12 protein-coding genes, 3 tRNA genes and 2 pseudogenes are annotated in these 17,766 nt (G+C 69.0%); 6 read left to right on the top strand and 11 right to left on the bottom strand.

All coding sequences use genetic code 11. The features are described from left to right. Positions 1 to 159: 159 nt before the first annotated feature. Both ASG73_RS04040 and ASG73_RS04035 read right to left on the bottom strand, forming a co-directional pair. Positions 160 to 1,425 (bottom strand): acyl-CoA dehydrogenase family protein, encoded by a 1,266-nt coding sequence (locus tag ASG73_RS04040; RefSeq protein WP_055991028.1) that lies wholly within the window; start codon positions 1,423 to 1,425, stop codon positions 160 to 162. A gap of 46 nt (positions 1,426 to 1,471) precedes the next feature. Then, on the bottom strand, positions 1,472 to 2,797 hold the full coding sequence (locus ASG73_RS04035; RefSeq protein WP_082566975.1) for an acyl-CoA dehydrogenase family protein: 1,326 nt from the start codon (positions 2,795 to 2,797) through the stop codon (positions 1,472 to 1,474). 267 nt (positions 2,798 to 3,064) lie between these two features. On the opposite strand from ASG73_RS04035, the gene ASG73_RS04030 reads away from it, so the two are divergent. After that, positions 3,065 to 4,903 carry a phosphoenolpyruvate carboxykinase (GTP) gene (locus ASG73_RS04030; RefSeq protein ID WP_055991024.1) on the top strand — a complete coding sequence of 613 codons (1,839 nt, stop codon included), beginning with the start codon at positions 3,065 to 3,067 and terminating at the stop codon, positions 4,901 to 4,903. Positions 4,904 to 5,449: 546 nt separating this feature from the next. On the opposite strand, the gene ASG73_RS04025 is transcribed toward ASG73_RS04030, so the two are convergent. After that, a tRNA-Arg gene (locus tag ASG73_RS04025) sits at positions 5,450 to 5,522 on the bottom strand. 159 nt (positions 5,523 to 5,681) lie between these two features. Here ASG73_RS04025 and ASG73_RS04020 point away from each other — a divergent pair. Next, positions 5,682 to 6,596, top strand: coding sequence for a DUF5996 family protein (locus ASG73_RS04020; protein WP_082566974.1), 915 nt, complete (start codon positions 5,682 to 5,684; stop codon positions 6,594 to 6,596). Positions 6,597 to 6,665: 69 nt separating this feature from the next. On the opposite strand, the gene ASG73_RS04015 is transcribed toward ASG73_RS04020, so the two are convergent. The 6 genes from ASG73_RS04015 to ASG73_RS03990 form a co-directional block, all read right to left on the bottom strand. After that, positions 6,666 to 6,751, bottom strand: a tRNA-Ser gene (locus ASG73_RS04015). A 78-nt stretch (positions 6,752 to 6,829) separates the two neighbouring features. Continuing rightward, positions 6,830 to 8,224 carry an LCP family protein gene (locus ASG73_RS04010; RefSeq protein WP_162253960.1) on the bottom strand — a complete coding sequence of 465 codons (1,395 nt, stop codon included), beginning with the start codon at positions 8,222 to 8,224 and terminating at the stop codon, positions 6,830 to 6,832. A gap of 301 nt (positions 8,225 to 8,525) precedes the next feature. Beyond that, positions 8,526 to 8,729: a cold-shock protein gene (locus ASG73_RS04005; protein ID WP_055991015.1), complete on the bottom strand. Its 204-nt coding sequence runs from the start codon at positions 8,727 to 8,729 to the stop codon at positions 8,526 to 8,528. 226 nt (positions 8,730 to 8,955) lie between these two features. Next, on the bottom strand, positions 8,956 to 9,405 hold the full coding sequence (locus tag ASG73_RS04000) for a type II 3-dehydroquinate dehydratase (RefSeq protein ID WP_055991012.1): 450 nt from the start codon (positions 9,403 to 9,405) through the stop codon (positions 8,956 to 8,958). 26 nt (positions 9,406 to 9,431) lie between these two features. Then, the gene (locus ASG73_RS03995) at positions 9,432 to 10,799 is read right to left on the bottom strand and encodes a protealysin inhibitor emfourin (protein WP_055991010.1); all 1,368 of its coding nucleotides are present in this window, start codon (positions 10,797 to 10,799) and stop codon (positions 9,432 to 9,434) included. Between the two features lie 70 nt (positions 10,800 to 10,869). Then, positions 10,870 to 10,956 (bottom strand) — tRNA-Ser (locus ASG73_RS03990). Positions 10,957 to 11,050: 94 nt separating this feature from the next. Here ASG73_RS03990 and ASG73_RS03985 point away from each other — a divergent pair. Beyond that, complete coding sequence (locus tag ASG73_RS03985) at positions 11,051 to 11,392, top strand: hypothetical protein (protein ID WP_055991007.1); 342 nt, start codon at positions 11,051 to 11,053, stop codon at positions 11,390 to 11,392. 73 nt (positions 11,393 to 11,465) lie between these two features. Here ASG73_RS03985 and cysE read toward each other — a convergent pair whose 3' ends face one another. Both cysE and cysK read right to left on the bottom strand, forming a co-directional pair. Continuing rightward, a complete protein-coding gene (gene cysE, locus ASG73_RS03980) occupies positions 11,466 to 12,062 on the bottom strand; it encodes a serine O-acetyltransferase (protein WP_055991005.1) in 597 nt (198 codons plus the stop codon). Between the two features lie 2 nt (positions 12,063 to 12,064). After that, entirely contained in the window at positions 12,065 to 12,991 is a 927-nt protein-coding gene (cysK, locus tag ASG73_RS03975; RefSeq protein ID WP_055991002.1) for a cysteine synthase A, read from the bottom strand. A gap of 233 nt (positions 12,992 to 13,224) precedes the next feature. On the opposite strand from cysK, the pseudogene ASG73_RS18470 reads away from it, so the two are divergent. From ASG73_RS18470 to ASG73_RS03965, 3 genes and pseudogenes are all read left to right on the top strand, one after another. Further along, positions 13,225 to 16,504 (top strand): annotated as a pseudogene (locus ASG73_RS18470) (heterodisulfide reductase-related iron-sulfur binding cluster); the annotation flags it as partial. A gap of 1 nt (position 16,505) precedes the next feature. Continuing rightward, positions 16,506 to 17,144, top strand: a pseudogene (locus ASG73_RS18270) (iron-sulfur-binding reductase); the annotation flags it as partial. A 259-nt stretch (positions 17,145 to 17,403) separates the two neighbouring features. After that, on the top strand, positions 17,404 to 17,763 hold the full coding sequence (locus tag ASG73_RS03965; protein ID WP_055990999.1) for an SPW repeat protein: 360 nt from the start codon (positions 17,404 to 17,406) through the stop codon (positions 17,761 to 17,763). Positions 17,764 to 17,766 lie beyond the last annotated feature (3 nt).

Genomic DNA, 17,766 nt, shown 5'->3' with positions numbered 1-17,766 from the left:
TGCCCATGACGACGACGACCTTATGACGTAGGTCACGTCCGTGGGTGCGCCAGCAGGCGGCAAGTTCTGACCGGCTTCCCCGCGCGGACACCAGCGCGCCCCCTGCCGCCCACGAAGGACGAAGGGGGCGCGCGTCACGTGCCCTGGTGGGCGCTGTGACTACTTCAGCTCCTTGCTGGAGTATCCGATGATGCGGCGGGCGACGACCAGGAGCTGGATCTGCTGGGTGCCCTCGAAGATGTCGAGGATCTTGGAGTCGCGGGCCCACTTCTCGAGCAGCTCGGTCTCGGCGTAGCCGGTGGCACCGGCCAGCTCGACACAGGCGAGGGCGACGTTGACGCAGGTGCGCCCGGCCTTCGCCTTGGCCATGGAGGCCTCCATGGAGTTGGGCTTGCCGTTGTCGGCCATCCACGCTGCCCGGAGGGTCAGCAGGTAGGCGCTCTGGTAGTCCGCCTCCATCTCGATGAGCTTCGCGGCCGCTGCGGACTGCACCTGGCCGGGGCGGTCCCAGTCGATCTCGACACCGGCCTCCTTGAGCAGCTCGGTGGTCTTGTCGAGCGAGGCACGGGTCAGGCCCAGCGCCATCGCCGCCACGAGCGGACGCGTGTTGTCGAAGGTCTGCATGGCTCCACCGAAGCCACCCTCGATCCTGATCTCCGGGTCACCGAGGAGGTCCTCGGCGGGCACCCGGCAGTCGTCCAGGACGAAGGCTGCGGTATCGGAGGCGCGGATGCCGAGCTTGTGCTCCAGCCGCACGAGCTGCAGGCCGGGGTTGTCGCGACGCACCACGAAGGACTTGATCGCGGTCTTGCCCAGGCTGCGGTCGAGGGTCGCCCAGACGACGACGAGCTCGGCGCGCTCACCGGAGGTGACGAAGATCTTCTCGCCGTTGAGGACGTACTCGTCGCCGTCCTTGACGGCCGTGGTGCGGATGGCGCCGGAGTCGGAGCCCACGTCGGGCTCGGTGATGGCCATGGCGGCCCACTTGCCCGCGTAGCGCGCCTTCTGCTCCTCGTTGGCGACGGCGGCGATGGCCGCGTTGCCGAGGCCCTGGCGCGGGATGGACAGGGTCAGGCCCACGTCACCGCGGCAGGTCTCCAGGATGGAGAGGACCGAGGAGAGGTTGGAACCGTTCTTGTTCTCCTTCTCCCCCTTCTTGCTGGCCCGGCCGGAGCCGACTGCGGCGACGTCGCCCTCTTCGGCGCCGTCGTCCTTGGCCCGGGTGGAGGAGGACGCACCGGCGCCCTGGGAGGCGCCACCGTCGGCCATGCCGTCGATGACGGCCGAGACCAGGTCCAGCTCGGCGGGGTACTCGTGCTCGGCGCGGTCGTACTTGCGCGAGATGGGCCAGAAGACCTCCTCGGCCATGCCACGGGCCTGGGCGACGAGCGGGCGGAACTTCTTGGGAACCTCGAGGTCGATCATGATCGTGTCCTTCGTGTCAGGTAGGTAAGAGGAAGGGGGGCGCGGCTCAGACGAGCAGCGTGCCCTCGAGGACTCCGGCGCCCCGCAGATCGCGGTACCAGCGCTCGTTGTCGAACTCCTTGACGAAGCCGTGGCCGCCGAGCAGCTGCACGCCGCTCGAGCCGATCCACGTGGCGTGACGGGTGACCAGGCTGCGGGCCTGGGCGATCTCGGCGCTGGCGTCCTCACCGCGGTCGAGACGGGCGGCGGCCTTCCACACGACGAGCCGCAGACCGGCCAGCTCGATGGCGATGTCGGAGACGGTGAAGGCGACGGCCTGGCGGTACCCGATGGGCTCACCGAAGGCCTTGCGCTCCTTGACGTACTCCTTCACGTGGTCGAGGACGGCCTGCGAGGTCCCGACGGCAGCTGCTGCCCAGGCGAGGCGGGCGCGACGCACGGCGTCGGCGTGGTCCTCGACGGTGCCGAGCAGGTCGCTCCTGGGGACGCGGACGCCCTCGAGGTGCAGGCGAGCGGTCTTGGCCGCGCGCACACCCATGGCCGGGTCGTCCTCGACCTGGACACCGTCGGTGCCGGGCTTGACGATGACCAGTCGCGACTGGCCGTCGATCGCAGCAGAGACGATGAAGAGGTCCGCGCTCTCGGCGCCGGGGACGATCGCCTTGACGCCGTCGAGGATGATCTCGTCGCCCTCGATGCGACCGGTGGTCCGCAGCGCGAAGGGGTCGAAGAGCACCTGGGGCTCCTGGATGGCCAGGGCTGCGGTGGGCGGGTTCTCGCCGGTGAACTCCGGCAGGTAGGTGGCCTGCTGGTCGGCGTCACCGTAGGCGGCGATCGCGGTGGCGACGGCAGCGGGGGCCATGATCGCGGTGGCGATGCCCATGTCGCCGCGGGCCAGCTCCTCGAGGACGATGGCACCGGTGACGGCGGAGCGCTCCTCGGCGATGCCCTCGAGCTCGGCGGGGACACCCACGAGGTGCAGACCCATGTCGGCGGCGGCACTGCGCACGTCGGCAGGTACGGCCCGCGCGGCGTCAGCAGCGGCGGCCGCGGGCCGGATGACCTCGTCAGCGAGATCGCGGGCGACGCCCTGGATCATCTGCTGGTCCTCGGACGGGGTGAGGTCGAAGAGCGGCTTCGGCTTGGCCGTCGCTGCGCGGGCCGGGTCGCCCGAGCCCTTCTTCTTGGCGAAGGCACGACCGGCAGCGGTCTGGGCCTTGAAGCCGGTGACGGCGCCCTTGTAGAGGTAGCGCTCGACCTTGCTCCGCACCTCCTTGTCCTTCAGGCCCGGCAGGCCGCCGGCCTTGGCGATCAGGCGCAGGCCGAGGCGCTGGCCCTTGTCCGCCAGGGACATCGTTTCGCTGGAAGCCATGTGGGACTACCCCTTCGAGACAGTGCTGAGTGGATGAAAAGTGTGCGATACCGACAGTACCCGCTACAGCAGGTATCGGTAAACTGGTGAGTCACAAAGGTTTGCCACGATCTGACGCACACGCCCTCACCCACCTCGCGTGCGTCAGATCACGCCGAGTCGCGGACGCCCCCCCGCCACGGCTGGTCACAGGGCGGTAACCTTCCCGCAACCGGGAGAACCCGTGAGGGACCGCCCGCACACCAGCACGTGAGAGGGAAACTGAGCATGGTCGACGTCGACGCCGCGCTTGACGCGTCAGGTCTCACCAACGAGGCCGTCCGCGAGTACGTGAAGCACTGGGCCGAGATCACCCAGCCGGACCGGATCGAGGTGGTCGGGCTCGAGGACGACGACCGGCTCATCCAGGAATGTCTCGAGTCCGGCGAGTTCCTCCCGGCCGGCGAGGGACGCTACTACTCGCGCTCGTACTCCAAGGACACCGCGCGCTCCGAGGAGCGCACGATCGTCGCCACCAACGACGAGAAGGACAAGGGCGTCTACAACAACTGGCGTCCCGCGGCGGAGATGAAGGACAAGCTGACCGAGCTCATGCGCGGTCAGTCCAAGGGCAAGACGATGTACGTCCTGCCCTACCTGATGTCCCCCAAGAACAACGAGCTCGCGCAGTGGGCCACCGGCGTCGAGCTCACCGACAGCCGCCCCGTCGTACTGCACATGATGCGGATGTCCCGCGTCGGCGTCGAGCACGTCAACGACCTGCCGCAGCAGGACAACTTCGTGCGCGCCGTGCACGTCACCGGCGACCTCGCGAACCTCGGCCAGGGCACCCCCGATGACAAGCGGTACTTCGTGACCGTCGCCGACGAGCGGATGATCCTGCACTTCGGCTCCTCCTACGGCGGCAACGCGCTGCTCGGCAAGATCGCCCACGGTCTGCGCCAGGGCGCGTACGACGGTTGGGACACCAAGAAGTTCCTCGCGGAGCAGTACATGCTGATCGGCATCTCCGACAAGGAGACCGGCAAGCGCTACCACATCACCGGTGGCTTCCCGAGCGCCTCGGGCAAGACCAACCTCGCGATGATGCTGCCGCCGGACGCTCTCGGTGACCGCTACCGGGTCGACTTCTACGGCGACGACATCGCCTGGCTGTGGGTCGACGAGAAGACCGGCAAGCTCATGGGCATGAACCCCGAGTTCGGTGTCTTCGGTGTCGCCAAGGACACCAACGAGCAGACCAACCCGACCGCACTGACCTCCGTGGACCCGGGCACCAAGACGATCTTCACCAACATCGCCTACAACCCCAAGACCGAAGAGGTCTGGTGGGAGGGCCGCACGCCCGAGGCGCCGACCGACCTCGAGGGTTGGCTCGACTGGAAGGGCGAGGTGATCGCTGACCGCGAGCCGGGCGACACCTCCCCGTGGGCGCACCCCAACAGCCGTTTCACGACGACGCTGGCCAATGTCCCCAACGCCGCGCCCGACTTCGACGAGCCCGTGGGCGTCGAGGTCGACGCGATCATCTTCGGTGGCCGCACCCGTGACCGCGAGCCGCTGATCCGTGCGATCACCGACCAGGCCGAGGGCGTCTACGACGGCCTCACCCTGGGTGCCGAGGCGACCGCGGCCGCCGAGGGCGTCGAGGGCCAGCTGCGCTACGACCCGATGTCCAACCGGCCCTTCATGGCCTACGGCGAGGGCGACTACGCGCGGCACTACCTCGACATCCTCAGCCAGGTGAAGGACAAGCCGCTCTTCGCCCACGTCAACTGGTTCCAGAAGGACCCTGAGGACGGTCACTACCTGTGGCCCGGGTACCGCGAGAACATCCGTCCGCTCCTGTGGCTCATGCGCCTCAAGGACGGCGAGGTCAAGGGTCGCCAGACCGCGGTCGGCATCATCCCGACGCAGGAGGAGCTCGAGATGACCGGTCTCGACATCCCGCAGGAGGACCTCGACCGGATCCTGACGATCGACGTGCCGCGCTGGCAGCAGGAGATGGGCTTCCGCGAGGAGCACCTCAAGCAGTTCGACCGGCTGCCGGAGGAGATCTGGGAGGCGCACCGCCGCGTGTCCGCCGCCCTCGACAACGAGGCCTGAGCAGCACGCACCACCGACGAAGGCCCCGCTCCCCTGACGAAGGGGGGCGGGGCCTTCGTCGTGCCCGGCTGAGTACGCTGACGTCCATGGCCGACCTCACCGAGCCCTGCCCCAACTGCGACCGCCTGATGCGCTGGGAGACCTCCCACGAGCGGTGTGACGGCTGCGGATACATCCGCCCGTGCTGCGAGGGCGCGCCCTGCCCCATCCCATGACCCGAGAGCCCAGTCCCGCCTCCGAGCCTTCGCCGTGCAGGGAGCCATGAGGCGGGCCGCGTCTTCCCCGCCGACGCAGTTCCCATACCCGGCCGCCGACGTGCGACACCGCATACTGCAGCTCCAGGCGCACCTGGGATGGGCTGAGCGGCAATGTTGTGTGTTGAACCGGCAGCCGGGCCTGCCGGCGAGGCTCATATGGCGACGCCGGCACCCAGGACTACCGGTTCAACACACAACCATCGGCTCGGGTGCACTTCCGGCCCGGGAACGAGTCAGGCCCTGCCGCGTTTCCGCTGGCAGGGCCTGTTCCGTCTGTCTCAACACAGAGTGCGCCCGAAGGGATTCGAACCCCTAACCTTCTGATCCGTAGTCAGATGCTCTATCCGTTGAGCTACGGGCGCAGGCCGCCGAAGATCTCGGCAACAAGGAAGGACAATACCGGGTCGGGTGCCCGAGGGCGAAATCGGGTGTGCCGACTGGGATCGAGGCGGCTCGAGGCCGCGCGGCAGGCACCGGACACTGCGAGGATGGCCGCAGTCGCTCGTCGAAGGAGACCCGCCGTGAACGCACCCGAAGCATCGCCCTCCGCCTGGCCGGAGCTGCCCCTCGATCAGTGGCTACCGACGAGGGACACCTTCATCCTGTGGCTGCAGGTGATCGGCAAGGTCCGGATCGCGCGCGCCCCGCTGCTCAAGCACTGGTGGAACGCGCCGCTGTACGTCACGGGGCGGGGACTCACCACCTCCCTGATGCCGGCCGAGCCGGGCCGCAGCTTTTCCATCGACCTCGACCTCGTCGACCACCGTCTGGACGTCACTGCGACGCGTGGCGGCAGCGGCGGCATGGATCTGGTCCCGATGACGGTTGCCGACTTCTACGCCCGCCTCACTGCCCTGCTCGACGACCTGGACCTGTCCACGGACATCTGGCCCGTGCCGGTGGAGCTGCCGGACGCCATCCCCTTCGCCGAGGACACCGTCCACCGCTCCTATGACGCCGATCAGGTCACGGCCTTCTGGCGCACCCTCGTCGAGGTCGAGCGAGTCCTGGACGCCTTCCGCGCCCGCTACACCGGCAAGTCCAGCCCCACCCATGTCTTCTGGGGTGCGCTCGACATGGCTGCCACGAGATTTTCCGGCAGGACCGCTCCCCCACACCCGGGCGGCGCACCCAACTGCGGCCCACACGTGATGCACGAGGCGTACTCGCACGAGGTCAGCAGCTCGGGGTACTGGCCGGGAGGAGAGGGCGAGGGCATCTTCTACTCGTACTGCTACCCGGAGCCGGAGGGCTTCCGGGACGCAGACCCCGGCCCCCATGCCCGATGGGACGACGAGCTCGGCGAGTTCGTCCTGCCCTACACCGCGGTCCGCACCGCGAGCGACCCGGACGCAGTCCTGACGGACTTCTTGCAACGCACCTATGAGGCGGCAGCGGACGCCGGGTCGTGGGACCGCGCGCACCTCGAGCGATAGCCACGACAGCGGTCGCGTCCCGACACGGCGGGAGCCCCCGCGCCAGATGGCGCGGGGGCTCCCGTTGCGCGGAGGCGGAGGGATTTGAACCCTCGACGGGTGTTACCCGAACCGCATTAGCAGTGCGGCGCCATAGGCCACTAGGCGACGCCTCCCAACAACTCGGACAGACTAGCCGCCCGGCATGCGCCACTCAAAGTCAGGGTCCCCGACTGCCCGACCTCGGCTGCTGCTCAGCCGCAGATGTCCTCGTCAGCGGTGCGGCTGGCCACGTCGGTGGGCGCCGGCGGCGCGGTGACCGACGGCGAAGGGAGCGGGTCCGCGCCCTCGCGGTTGGGGACCTCCCCGGCAGGGCGCGCCCCGGCACCGAGGACCAGCCGGACCTCCCCCTTCGTCATGGTGTCGTCGACCTTGAGCTTGGCGCCCGGGTAGGCGGCGGCGACGGTGCGAGCGCTCTCGGTGTCCCCCTTCGCGTGGTGGACGAGGACGCCGGTGACGGAGGACGTCGGGGCGATGTCCGCGACACTCGTGGTGAAGCCCTGCACCGAGAGCGCGGCCGCCTCCTGCCCTGCCAGGCCCGAGGTTCCCGTGTCGTTGACGACGCTCACGGTGACGGCAGACGGGCGGACGGTGAGCTTGTGGCTCGAGGTGCGCACCTTGTCCTGCCCCGGGAGGGGGACGTCGTCACGGATCGCAGCCCACAGCGCCTCGGACGCCTCAGGACGCCACTGCACCCGGTTGGAGTTGGTCGGGTACGGCTCGGTCGGCACCGTCGCGAAGACGATCTGGTCGGTCCCCAGGCCCTTGAGGCTGGAGGCGATCGACGTCAACCGGCGCAGACCCAGGTCGTCGTCGGCGGTCATCGACTTGGTCGCCGCATTGAGGAATCGGTAGAGCCGGTCCGGACGCAGCAGCAGCGAGGTCTTGGTCGCCTCCTGGACCATGGAGGACATGAAGGCCTGCTGACGGTCGATGCGCTGCAGGTCGGAGCCGTCTCCCAGGCTCTTGCGCATGCGTACGTAGCCCAGCGCCTCCTTGCCCCCCAGCCGCTGGCGGCCGGCCGGCAGATCGATCTGGGCGCTCTTGTCGGACACCGCCTTGGGCAGACACACGTCAACGCCTCCGAGCCCGTCGACCATCGACTGGAAGCCGCTGAAGTCGATGACGGCGACGTGGTCGACGAAGACCCCCGTCAGACCCTCCAAGGTCTTGACCGTGCACGCGGGGCCGCCCTGGTTGAAGTTGTCGTTCCAGCGGCGCACCTCGCCGTTGTCGACCGTCGAGGCCGGGTCCTCGCAGTCGGTGGGCGCCTTGGTCATCGAGTCGCGCGGGATCGAGATGACCTGCGCCGCCTCACGATCCGCGGAGATGTGGACCAGGAGGTTGGTGTCAGAGCGAGGTCCGCCCTCTGCCGTCCCGACGCCGTACTCCGACCCGAGCCCCTCGCGGGTGTCAGACCCGATGACGAGGATGTTGAGTGCGCCGTCGACGTCGTCGGGCCGGGCCGCCGACCCGTGCGAGATGTCGACGCGCGAGATGTTGCCGTTCAGGTGGGCAGCGACACCGACGCCAGCGGCCACGCCGAGCGCCGCGACGACACCGGTGACCTTCAGAGCCCGTCTGCGCACGACCGTGCGACGGGTGTCTCTCTGGGCGAGTCGTGCGCTGCGGGTGCCCTCATGCGCACGCTGGGCCCTCTCAGGACTCTCAGGGGCACGGTCGCGGTGCGCACGCTTCCCGGCGCGGGCGGCCTCACGCCGCGCCGCGCGCGTCTGGTGATCGCCCGTGTCGTTCATCGGGAGGACACACTAGTGCCCAAGCCCGAGAAATCTGACCAAACACTGACGAAGGCCCCCGCCAATTGGCGGGGGCCTTCGTGCGAAGCGGTGGAGTCACCGCATCAGGTGATGCGTCGTCCGGGTGAAAAAATCAGACGGGACGGACGCTCTCAGCCTGCGGGCCCTTGGGACCCTGGGTGATCTCGAACTCGACGCGCTGCGCCTCGTCGAGCGACCGGTAGCCGGTCGTGTCGATTGCGGAGTAGTGAACGAACACGTCGGGGCCTCCGCCGTCCTGGGCGATGAAGCCAAAGCCCTTCTCAGCGTTGAACCACTTAACGGTGCCCTGTGCCATGAGGTGAAACTTCTTTCCTGTTGAACAATCCGGTCCCGCAGGTCGCGGTACCTTGTGCAAGCTGCAAAGCTCCCCTCGGCAGAGGAACACGCCTCTGGTAATACTGTGGGCTCGGCTGGCGGCCGCGCCCAAATGCATCGTGCGAGAGTTCTGTACTGCAACTACGCGAGCGACGCTACCAGCAAACGCGCGCAGTGGCATGGTCGCGTTCCACCACGGCCTCGGGTCAGCCCTCGCGGACGCGCTCGCCCACGGCGTCGATGGCCTCGACATAGCCCCTGACCCCTCGTCCGACGATGACCTCGTCAGAGACATCAGTGATGAACGAGAAGTGCCGGAAGGCCTCTCTCGCATGGACATCCGAGATGTGCACCTCGATCACCGGCCCACGCACCGCGGCCAGCGCGTCCCGGATCGCGACCGATGTGTGGGTCCAGCCAGCGGCGTTGACGACGAGTCCGATCGCACTGGCGCGCACCTCGTGGATCGCGTCGATCATGACGCCCTCGTGGTTGGTCTGACGGAAGTCGAGCCGCCACCCCAGATCGTCCGTGCGCGCCCGACACAGGGCCTCGACGTCGGCCAGCGTCTCGTGGCCGTAGACCTCGGGCTCGCGCTCACCGAGCAGGTTGAGGTTGGGGCCGTTGAGGACGACGAGGGCGGGGGCTGGGCTCACCCCGGCAGCCTAACGGCGGACCTTGCTCAGACCTCCCGACGCAGCGTCCGCTCGAAGAGGCTGCGAGTCGCCTGCGGCAGGACGCTCTCGGCGAGCTGTACATCGAGCTCCGGTCGCTCGCACCACAGTCCGTAGCAGAGAGCATCGGGGCGCGAGGACTCCTCCGCAGCCAGACGAGGCAGCTGCGGCCCCTCGATGAGGGAGCGGAAGGCGAGCGCATCGGGTTCCGGGAGCTCTCCCAGGCTCAGCTCACGCGACCGGGTCAAGCCAGCGACGCCGCCCGACCGGGTGAGGCGGACGAGCGCTCCTCCTGCCTCGGTCCCCTCCGTCTCGTCGACGAGAGGGGTTCCCCCTTCGGCCGCGATGACGCCCACCTGCTGCCAGGCGCCCGCCACGGCCTCGGCCTGCGTGGAACCGTCGCCGAAGCGGGCCCGCGCCGCAGCCACCGTGAGTGCCGCGAAGGTAGCGAAGTCGCAGTCCGGCGCGATCTCGCCCGTGAGCACGTCGCGCCAGATGAGGCCCGGCGCCTGCCAGGCCGGACCACCGATGGCGGTGGCGGCGAGGTGGAAGGCCTTGTTGGGGATGCCCGAGTTGATGTGCACCCCGCCGTTGTCCTCGCTCGTGCGCACGTAGGCGTCCATGTGCGCCGGCTGCGGGTCCGCGCCCATGCGCGGGTCGTCATAGGCGGTACCGGGGGCGGCCATGGAGCGCAGCGCTTGCCCCTGGACCGAGGCGGTGAGCAGCTCGGCGCCGATGAGCCAGTCGGCCTCCTCGGCCGACTGGCCCAGGTGGCGCTGCTTGACCAGGACCCCGAAGACATCGGAGACGTGCTCGTTGAGTGCACCGGACTGACCGCGGTAGACGAGTGCGGCGGTGTGCTCGGTGACTCCGTGGGCCAGCTCGTGCCCGATGACATCGAGGCTCGCCGTGAAGCGGGTGAAGATCTCCCCGTCGCCGTCACCGAAGACCATCTGCGCCCCGTCCCAGAAGGCGTTGTCGTAGCGCTGCGCGTAGTGGACCGTGGCGACGAGCGGCATGCCGGCGCCGTCGAGAGAGTCACGGCCGTACTCCCGCGCCCACAGCTCCCAGGTCAGGCCGAGCCCGTCGTAGGCCTCATCTGCGGCCAGGTCCTCGGTGGCCGGCTCACCCTCGCTGCGCACGACCGCGCCGGGCAGCTCCTCGGAGCCGCCCGCGTCGTGGATCGTGCGCAGGGGCCCCTGCTCGGGCGAGGGCGCCGCCGGGATCGCCGACGGACGAGTCCTCACGGGTCTGCCCGAGTGGCGCAGCGAGGCGTCGATGGCCAGGGTGCGCGCGGCGACGAGGGCGGGCTCGGCCTCCGCCGAGCGGGCGAGGGCGGCCAGGACGTGCGGGGGGACGATGCTGCACCGGGTCATCCACCCAGTGAACTCCTCTCCCCCGACAACCGCACCCGGGACGGGCCGGCGCAGGAGCGCAGGACGCGAGCGGAGGGCGTGGGATTCGAACCCACGATGACGTTGCCGCCATAGCGGTTTTCAAGACCGCCGCACTAGGCCACTATGCGAGCCCTCCTTGCTCGCCGGAGCGAGCGAGACCACGGTAGGCCATCCCCCGTGTGGGTAGTGTCGGAGGTGACGTCCCGACCACCAGATCGAAAGGTCACCACATGTCGAAGATCTCCTTCCTCCTTGGCGCCGGCGCCGGATACGTGCTGGGCGCGCGAGCAGGCCGGAAGCGCTACGAGCAGATCCGCTCAGGCGCCAACCAGCTCTGGAAGTCGAAGCCGGTGCAGAGTCAGGTCGCCTCCGCCAAGGAGGCTGCCACGACCAAGGCTGCCCCGGCAGCACTCGGTGCCGTGAGCACCGCGGCCTCGGCGGCGGGCGAGAAGATGCGTGCGGGTGCCAGCAAGGTCAAGAGCGACCCGCAGCGCGATGTCGCCAGCGCTGTCACGTCGGACACGCAGGGCCCGTCGACCTACCCGCTGGGCGACGGTCCGACGCCGGCCTAGGCCTGCCAGAGCATGACGAAGGGAGGGCCCCACCACCTGGTGGTGGGGCCCTCCCTTCGTCATGCTCTGCAGCTCAGATGAAGATCGCCGGGTCGGCGTAGAGGAGGTCCTCCTCCGACGGCCCGCCGGCCTCCAGCTGGGGGAAGCGGTACTGCGCGGGGATGCCTGTCGCGACTGCGCCGGTGGGCACGTCCTTGACGACGACCGAGTTGGCGCCGACCTTGACATTGCTCCCCACGTGGATGTCGCCGAGGATCTTGGCTCCGGCCCCGACCATGACCTTGTCGCCGAGCGTGGGGTGACGCTTGATGCGCTTGCCGGACGTCCCCCCGAGGGTCACGCCGTGGAAGAGCATCACGTCGTCGCCGATGATCGACGTCTCGCCGATGACGACACCCATCCCGTGGTCGATGAAGAACCGGCGGCCGATGTGCGCTCCCGGGTGGATCTCGATCCCGGTGAGCGACCGCGAGCCATAGGCGAGCAGCCGGGCGGGCCACCTCCAGCCGGGACGCATCCACCAACGGTGGGCGACCCGGTGCAGCCAGATGGCGTGCAGACCGGCAGAGGTCAGGAGCACGACCCACCGCGAGGTGGCGGCGGGGTCGTGCTCCATGGCCGCGGTGAGATCTTCACGGATCGTGTCGCGGATCGGCAGGTGGGAGGACACGGTCAGTCGACGAGACCTTCGAAGAGCGGGGTCGACAGGTAGCGCTCGCCGAAGTCGGGGACGATGACGACGATGGTCTTGCCCGCGTTCTCGGGGCGGCGCGCGACCTGGTCGGCCGCGGCGAGTGCCGCACCCGAGGAGATGCCCACGAGCAGACCCTCGTCGGTGGCGGCCTTGCGGGCCCACTCGAAGGAGGTCGGAGCGTCGATGTTGACGATCTCGTCGTACAGGTCGGTGTCGAGGACCTCGGGGACGAAGTTGGCGCCCAGGCCCTGGATCTTGTGCGGCCCGGCCTTGCCACCGGAGAGGACCGGGGACTCCGCGGGCTCGACGGCGATCAGCTGGACGTCGGGGTTCTGCGAGCGCAGGTAGCGGCCGGCGCCGGTGATGGTGCCGCCCGTGCCGATGCCGGAGACAAGGATGTCGATCTTGCCGTCGGTGTCCTGCCAGATCTCGGGACCGGTGGTCTTCTCGTGGACCGCCGGGTTGGCCTCGTTGGCGAACTGCTTGGCCTGAACCGCGCCGCGCTCGGTGGCGATCGCCTCGGCCTTCTCGACAGCACCCTTCATCCCGAGGGGGCCCTCGGTGAGGATCAGCTCGGCGCCGAATGCACGCAGCAGGGCGCGACGCTCCTTGGACGCGGTCTCCGGCATGGCCAGGACGACGTTGTAGCCACGCGCCGCGCCGACCATGGCCAGCGCGATACCCGTGTTGCCCGAGGTCGCCTCGACGATCGTGCCACCGGGCTTGAGGTCACCGGAGGCCTCCGCGGCGTCGATGATCGCGGCGCCGATACGGTCCTTGACCGAGTTTGCCGGGTTGTAGAACTCCAGCTTGGCGGCGACGGTGGCCTCGGACTCGATGATGCGGTTGATCCGCACCAGCGGGGTCCGGCCGACGAGCTTGGTGGCGTCTTCGTAGATGGGCAACGCGGTTCCTTCCATCGGGGATGAGGGTGCCGCGACGTGCGGCTGACTCGGTCGCGACAACGAACGAGACGTTATGGATATTCCAACATCGTGTTATCCATCATCGCAAGAGTGTCTCAGGGGCGCTCCCCACTTCTTCGCCCGCAGCCGGGACCCACTGAGGGTGCCCTCGGTGATGAGCGCCGCATCACCACAAGTCCTCTCGTGCCCATGGGCAACCTAGACTCCCACCCATGTCTGCCCTCCAGATCGTCGCGATAGTCATCGGGGTCGGGATCACCATCGTCGGATGGGGCCTGCTCGCCCGCGCCGTCAAGCATTTCCTGACCGTCTTCAAGCTCGCCCAGCCCACGCAGGGCGAGCGGACCAATTCCCCGGTGGCGCGTCTGGCGACGCTCTTCCGCGAGTTCCTCGGCCATACCCGCATGTCGCGGCTGCCCATCGTGGCGATCGCGCACTGGGTCACGATGATCTCCTTCGGGGTGCTCTTCCTGACCCTCGTGCAGGCGACGATCCAGCTCTTCGATCCCCACTTCGTCATCCCGCTCATCGGGACCTTCTTCATCTACGAGTGGATCACCGAGTTCTTCGCCATGGCGGGCATCGTCACCATCGTGATGCTGATGGTCATCCGGCAGAGGCAGCACCCCCGCTCGGCCCCGGGCGACGAGGGCCGCAGGTCCCGCTTCTTCGGCTCGACCTTCTGGCAGGCCTACTACGTCGAGCTGACGATCCTCGGCGTCGGCGTCTGCATCGCGCTCCTGCGCGGTCTCGAGCGTGCGCTGCTCCTCAACTCTGGTGAGGCCGACCATGCCTCGCTGCTGCACTTCCCGCTCACCGGGTGGATCGGCTCACTCTTCACCGGCATGTCCGTGGAAGCACTGGAGACCGGCATCATCGTCGTCGCCCTCATCAAGCTGGTCATCTCCTACGCGTGGATGATCACCATCTCGATGAACCCGACGATGGGTGTCGCCTGGCACCGCTTCCTCGCGTTCTTCAACATCTACTTCAAGCGGCACGCTGACGGCCGAACCTCCCTCGGTGAGCTGCAGCCGATGATCGTCGACGGCAAGCCCTTCTCCATGGAGACCATGGAGACGATGGACGAGGACTCCACGCTGGGCGTGGGCAAGGTCGAGGACTTCACCTGGAAGGGCCTGCTCGACTTCTCCACATGCACCGAGTGCGGCCGTTGCCAGAGCCAGTGCCCCGCCTGGAACACCGAGAAGCCCCTCTCCCCCAAGCTGCTGATGATGACGCTGCGCGACCACGCGCACTCCAAGGCTCCGTACCTGGCCGCCGCGCAGGGCGTCTCCGGCGTCCTCTCCTCCTCGGGTGGCACTCGCGCGCAGACCGCCCACGGGGCTGTCGCCCTGGCCGGACCCCCGATGCAGAGCGGCGCCGCTGCCGCAGTCTCCGTCGAGGAGCCGCCCGTCATCAACTGGGGCGAGATGGCACTCATCGGGCAGACCGGCTACGACCCTGAGAACCCGCTGACGGCGTACAACCCGCACGGACCCGATGTGGTCATCGACGAGGACGTCCTGTGGTCCTGCACCACCTGTGGCGCCTGCGTCGAGCAGTGCCCCGTCGACATCGAGCACGTCGACCACATCGTCGACATGCGGCGGTACCAGAACCTCATCGCGTCGGCCTTCCCGAGCGAGCTCGGAGGCCTGTTCAAGAAGCTCGAGTCCAAGGGCAACCCGTGGGGCATGGGTGCCAAGGCGCGCATGGACTGGACCAAGGACCTCCCCTTCACCGTCAAGGTGCTCGGTGAGGACGTCGAGTCGGCTGACGACGTCGACTACCTCTTCTGGGTCGGCTGCGCCGGCGCCTACGAGGACCGCGCCAAGAAGACGACCCGTGCGGTGGCCGAGCTCTTCGACCATGCCGGTGTCGACTTCGCGGTCCTGGGCAATGGCGAGACCTGTACCGGTGACTCCGCTCGCCGCGCGGGCAACGAGGTGCTCTTCCAGATGCTGGCCGAGCAGAATGTCGCGACCCTCAACGAGGTCGGTGCGACCAAGATCGTCGTCACCTGCGCGCACTGCTTCAACACGATCAAGAACGAGTACCCGCAGCTGGGTGGCAAGTACGAGGTCGTGCACCACACGCAGCTGCTCAACCGTCTGGTCCGCGAGAAGAAGATCGTCCCGGTCAACCGTCCGGAGGGTCCGCGCAAGTCCAGCAACAAGGACGTCGCGTCCACCGGCCCGTCCGTGACCTACCACGACCCCTGCTACCTGGGTCGTCACAACAACGTCTACGCCCCGCCGCGTGAGCTCATCTCGGCCCTGCCGGGTGTCGAGCTCAAGGAGATGGAGCGCTCGAAGGAGAAGTCCTTCTGCTGTGGCGCCGGTGGTGCTCGCATGTGGATGGAGGAGCAGCTCGGGTCGCGGATCAACCTGAACCGCACCGAGGAGGCCATCGCGACCGGCGCCGACCGGATCGCCGTGGGTTGCCCCTTCTGCCGCGTCATGCTCAGCGACGGTCTGACCGCCAAGCAGTCCGAGGGCGCGTCCGAGGACATCGAGGTCGTCGACGTCGCCCAGATGTTGCTCGCGTCGGTCAAGGAGGCCACAGTCCCGGCCAAGGCCGCCCCGACCGAGTCCGAGGAGCAGGCCCAGGCCGAGCCCAAGACCGCTGTCCCGGCCCCGGCCGAGGGCGAAGGCGCGAAGGACGCGACCCCGAAGGCCCCGAGCGAGTCCGAGACGGCCAAGACCGCAGAAGCGGTCGAGGAGGCCGGCGAGGACCCGCAGGCGGTCAAGGGCAAGGAGACCGTCGCTGGCAACAACGCGGCCCCCTCGTGGGAGACCGGCACTGCTGTCGCCGGTGCTGGCGCCGTGGGCGCCGGAGCTGCGGCTGCTGCCGCGTCCTCCGACGACAGCGCCGCCAAGAATGCGGCGCCGTCCTGGGAGACCGACTCCGCAGCCAAGAACGCCGCACCCCCCTGGGAGACCGGCGCTGCCGCTCCGGCAGCCGAGGCACCCAAGGCCGACGCACCTCAGACCGAGGCCACCGCCGCGGACAAGAACGCCGCACCCTCATGGGAAACCGGCACTGCCGCCCCGGCCACCGAGGCCCCCAAGGCCGAGGCCACCGCCGCGGACAAGAACGCCGCACCCTCMTGGGARACCGGCACTGCCGCCCCGGCCACCGAGGCCCCCAAGGCCGAGGCGCCCGCTGCAGCGGACGGCTCCATGGCAGCCAAGAACGCCGCACCCTCCTGGGAAACCGGCGCTCCGGCTGCCGCTGCTGCACCGGCAGTGACCGAGGAGCCCAAGGTCGAGGAGACCCCGGCGCAGGAGCCCGTCACCGACGAGCCCACCGCGAGCCAGGCACCTGCTGCCGAGGAGGCGACCGCGACGGCGGCCGCACCCACCGGCGACGGCGACCTGGCTGCCAAGAACGCCGCTCCCTCGTGGGAGACCAGCGCTCCCGCCGCAGCTGCCGCACCGGCTGCTACCGAGGCACCCGCAGCCAAGGAGGCAAAGGTCGAGGAGACCCNGGAGGCACTCGACGGGGGTGGGCACGCGCAGCACCTGCTGCCGAGGAGGCGACCGCGACGGCGGCCGCACCCACCGGCGACGGCGACCTGGCTGCCAAGAACGCCGCTCCCTCGTGGGAGACCAGCGCTCCCGCCGCAGCTGCCGCACCGGCTGCTACCGAGGCACCCGCAGCCAAGGAGGCAAAGGTCGAGGAGACCTCGACGCAGGAGCCTGCCGCTGACGAGCCGGCCGCCGAGGCCACCCCGGTTCAGGCACCTGCTGCCGAGGAGGCGACCGCACCCGCGGCCGCACCCACCGGCGACGGCGACCTGGCTGCCAAGAACGCCGCTCCCTCGTGGGAGACCAGCGCTCCCGCCGCAGCTGCCGCACCGGCTGCTACCGAGGCACCCGCAGCCAAGGAGGCAAAGGTCGAGGAGACCCCGACGCAGGAGCCTGCCGCTGACGAGCCGGCCGCCGAGGCCAACCCGGTCGAGGCACCCGCTGCTGAGGAGCCGGCTGCGCCCGCCCCCGAGGCACCGGCCACGGAGGCACCTGCTGCGACCGAGGCCCCCGCCCCGGCCGAGCAAGCCGCTCCCCCGGCCGACACCGGCGACCTCTCGGACCTCGCGAAGAAGAACGCGAACCCGTCCTGGGAGTGAACCCCGCACGACGAAGGGCGCCGTCCACCACAAGGTGGGCGGCGCCCTTCGTCGTTGTCAGCGTGTCGTACTGCAGTTCACCAAGAGGCCGACGAGGTCTCGGGCCCCTCGGCGGGACGGGACCGCGAACTGCAGTACGACATGCCGCTCAAACCCGGGCCCACGATCTCTTGACCGATCGGTCAAACAGGATGAAGATGGAAGGACTCGATCCGCTTCTGGTACGACGGATCCCAACCCTTGAAGGTGGGATGCTGCGATGAATACCTCGACTCGATGGCAGGACTGGGTGGCCCTGATCGCTGGCGCGGTCGCTCTGCTGGCCCCCTTGGTCACGACGACGGAACCACGCGCGACGTGGACGATGGTGATCCTCGGTGGACTGACGGTGATCGCGTCGGCCTACTCGCTCTACACGCGGGCGGGGGCCACGATGAGCGAGGGCTCGCACGCCTTCCTCGGGGTGCTGCTCTTCATCGCCCCATGGGTCATGGGTTTCACCGACCTGAGTGGTCTCGCGTGGACTGCATGGATCACCGGAATCGTCGCGTTCGTCGTCGGCGTGCTGGCGCTCCCCCAGGTCAGAGCGAGCATGCACCACGCAGCCCCCTCTCACTAGGAG

Origin of the sequence: Janibacter sp. Soil728 (assembly GCF_001428305.1) — a bacterium.
Classification (GTDB): domain Bacteria; phylum Actinomycetota; class Actinomycetes; order Actinomycetales; family Dermatophilaceae; genus Janibacter.
The sequence above is the reverse complement of the archived record's forward strand: the minus strand, read 5'-3'. Positions and strand labels throughout refer to the sequence as shown.

Excerpts from the sequence above, each read along its gene's own strand:
- ASG73_RS03965 (WP_055990999.1), top strand. The coding sequence starts at position 17,404 with ATGAATACCTCGACTCGATGGCAGGACTGGGTGGCCCTGATCGCTGGC.
- ASG73_RS04005 (WP_055991015.1), bottom strand. The coding sequence starts at position 8,729 with ATGGCACAGGGCACCGTTAAGTGGTTCAACGCTGAGAAGGGCTTTGGC.
- ASG73_RS04035 (WP_082566975.1), bottom strand. The coding sequence starts at position 2,797 with ATGGCTTCCAGCGAAACGATGTCCCTGGCGGACAAGGGCCAGCGCCTC.
- ASG73_RS04040 (WP_055991028.1), bottom strand. The coding sequence starts at position 1,425 with ATGATCGACCTCGAGGTTCCCAAGAAGTTCCGCCCGCTCGTCGCCCAG.
- ASG73_RS04030 (WP_055991024.1), top strand. The coding sequence starts at position 3,065 with ATGGTCGACGTCGACGCCGCGCTTGACGCGTCAGGTCTCACCAACGAG.
- ASG73_RS03985 (WP_055991007.1), top strand. The coding sequence starts at position 11,051 with ATGTCGAAGATCTCCTTCCTCCTTGGCGCCGGCGCCGGATACGTGCTG.
- ASG73_RS03995 (WP_055991010.1), bottom strand. The coding sequence starts at position 10,799 with ATGACCCGGTGCAGCATCGTCCCCCCGCACGTCCTGGCCGCCCTCGCC.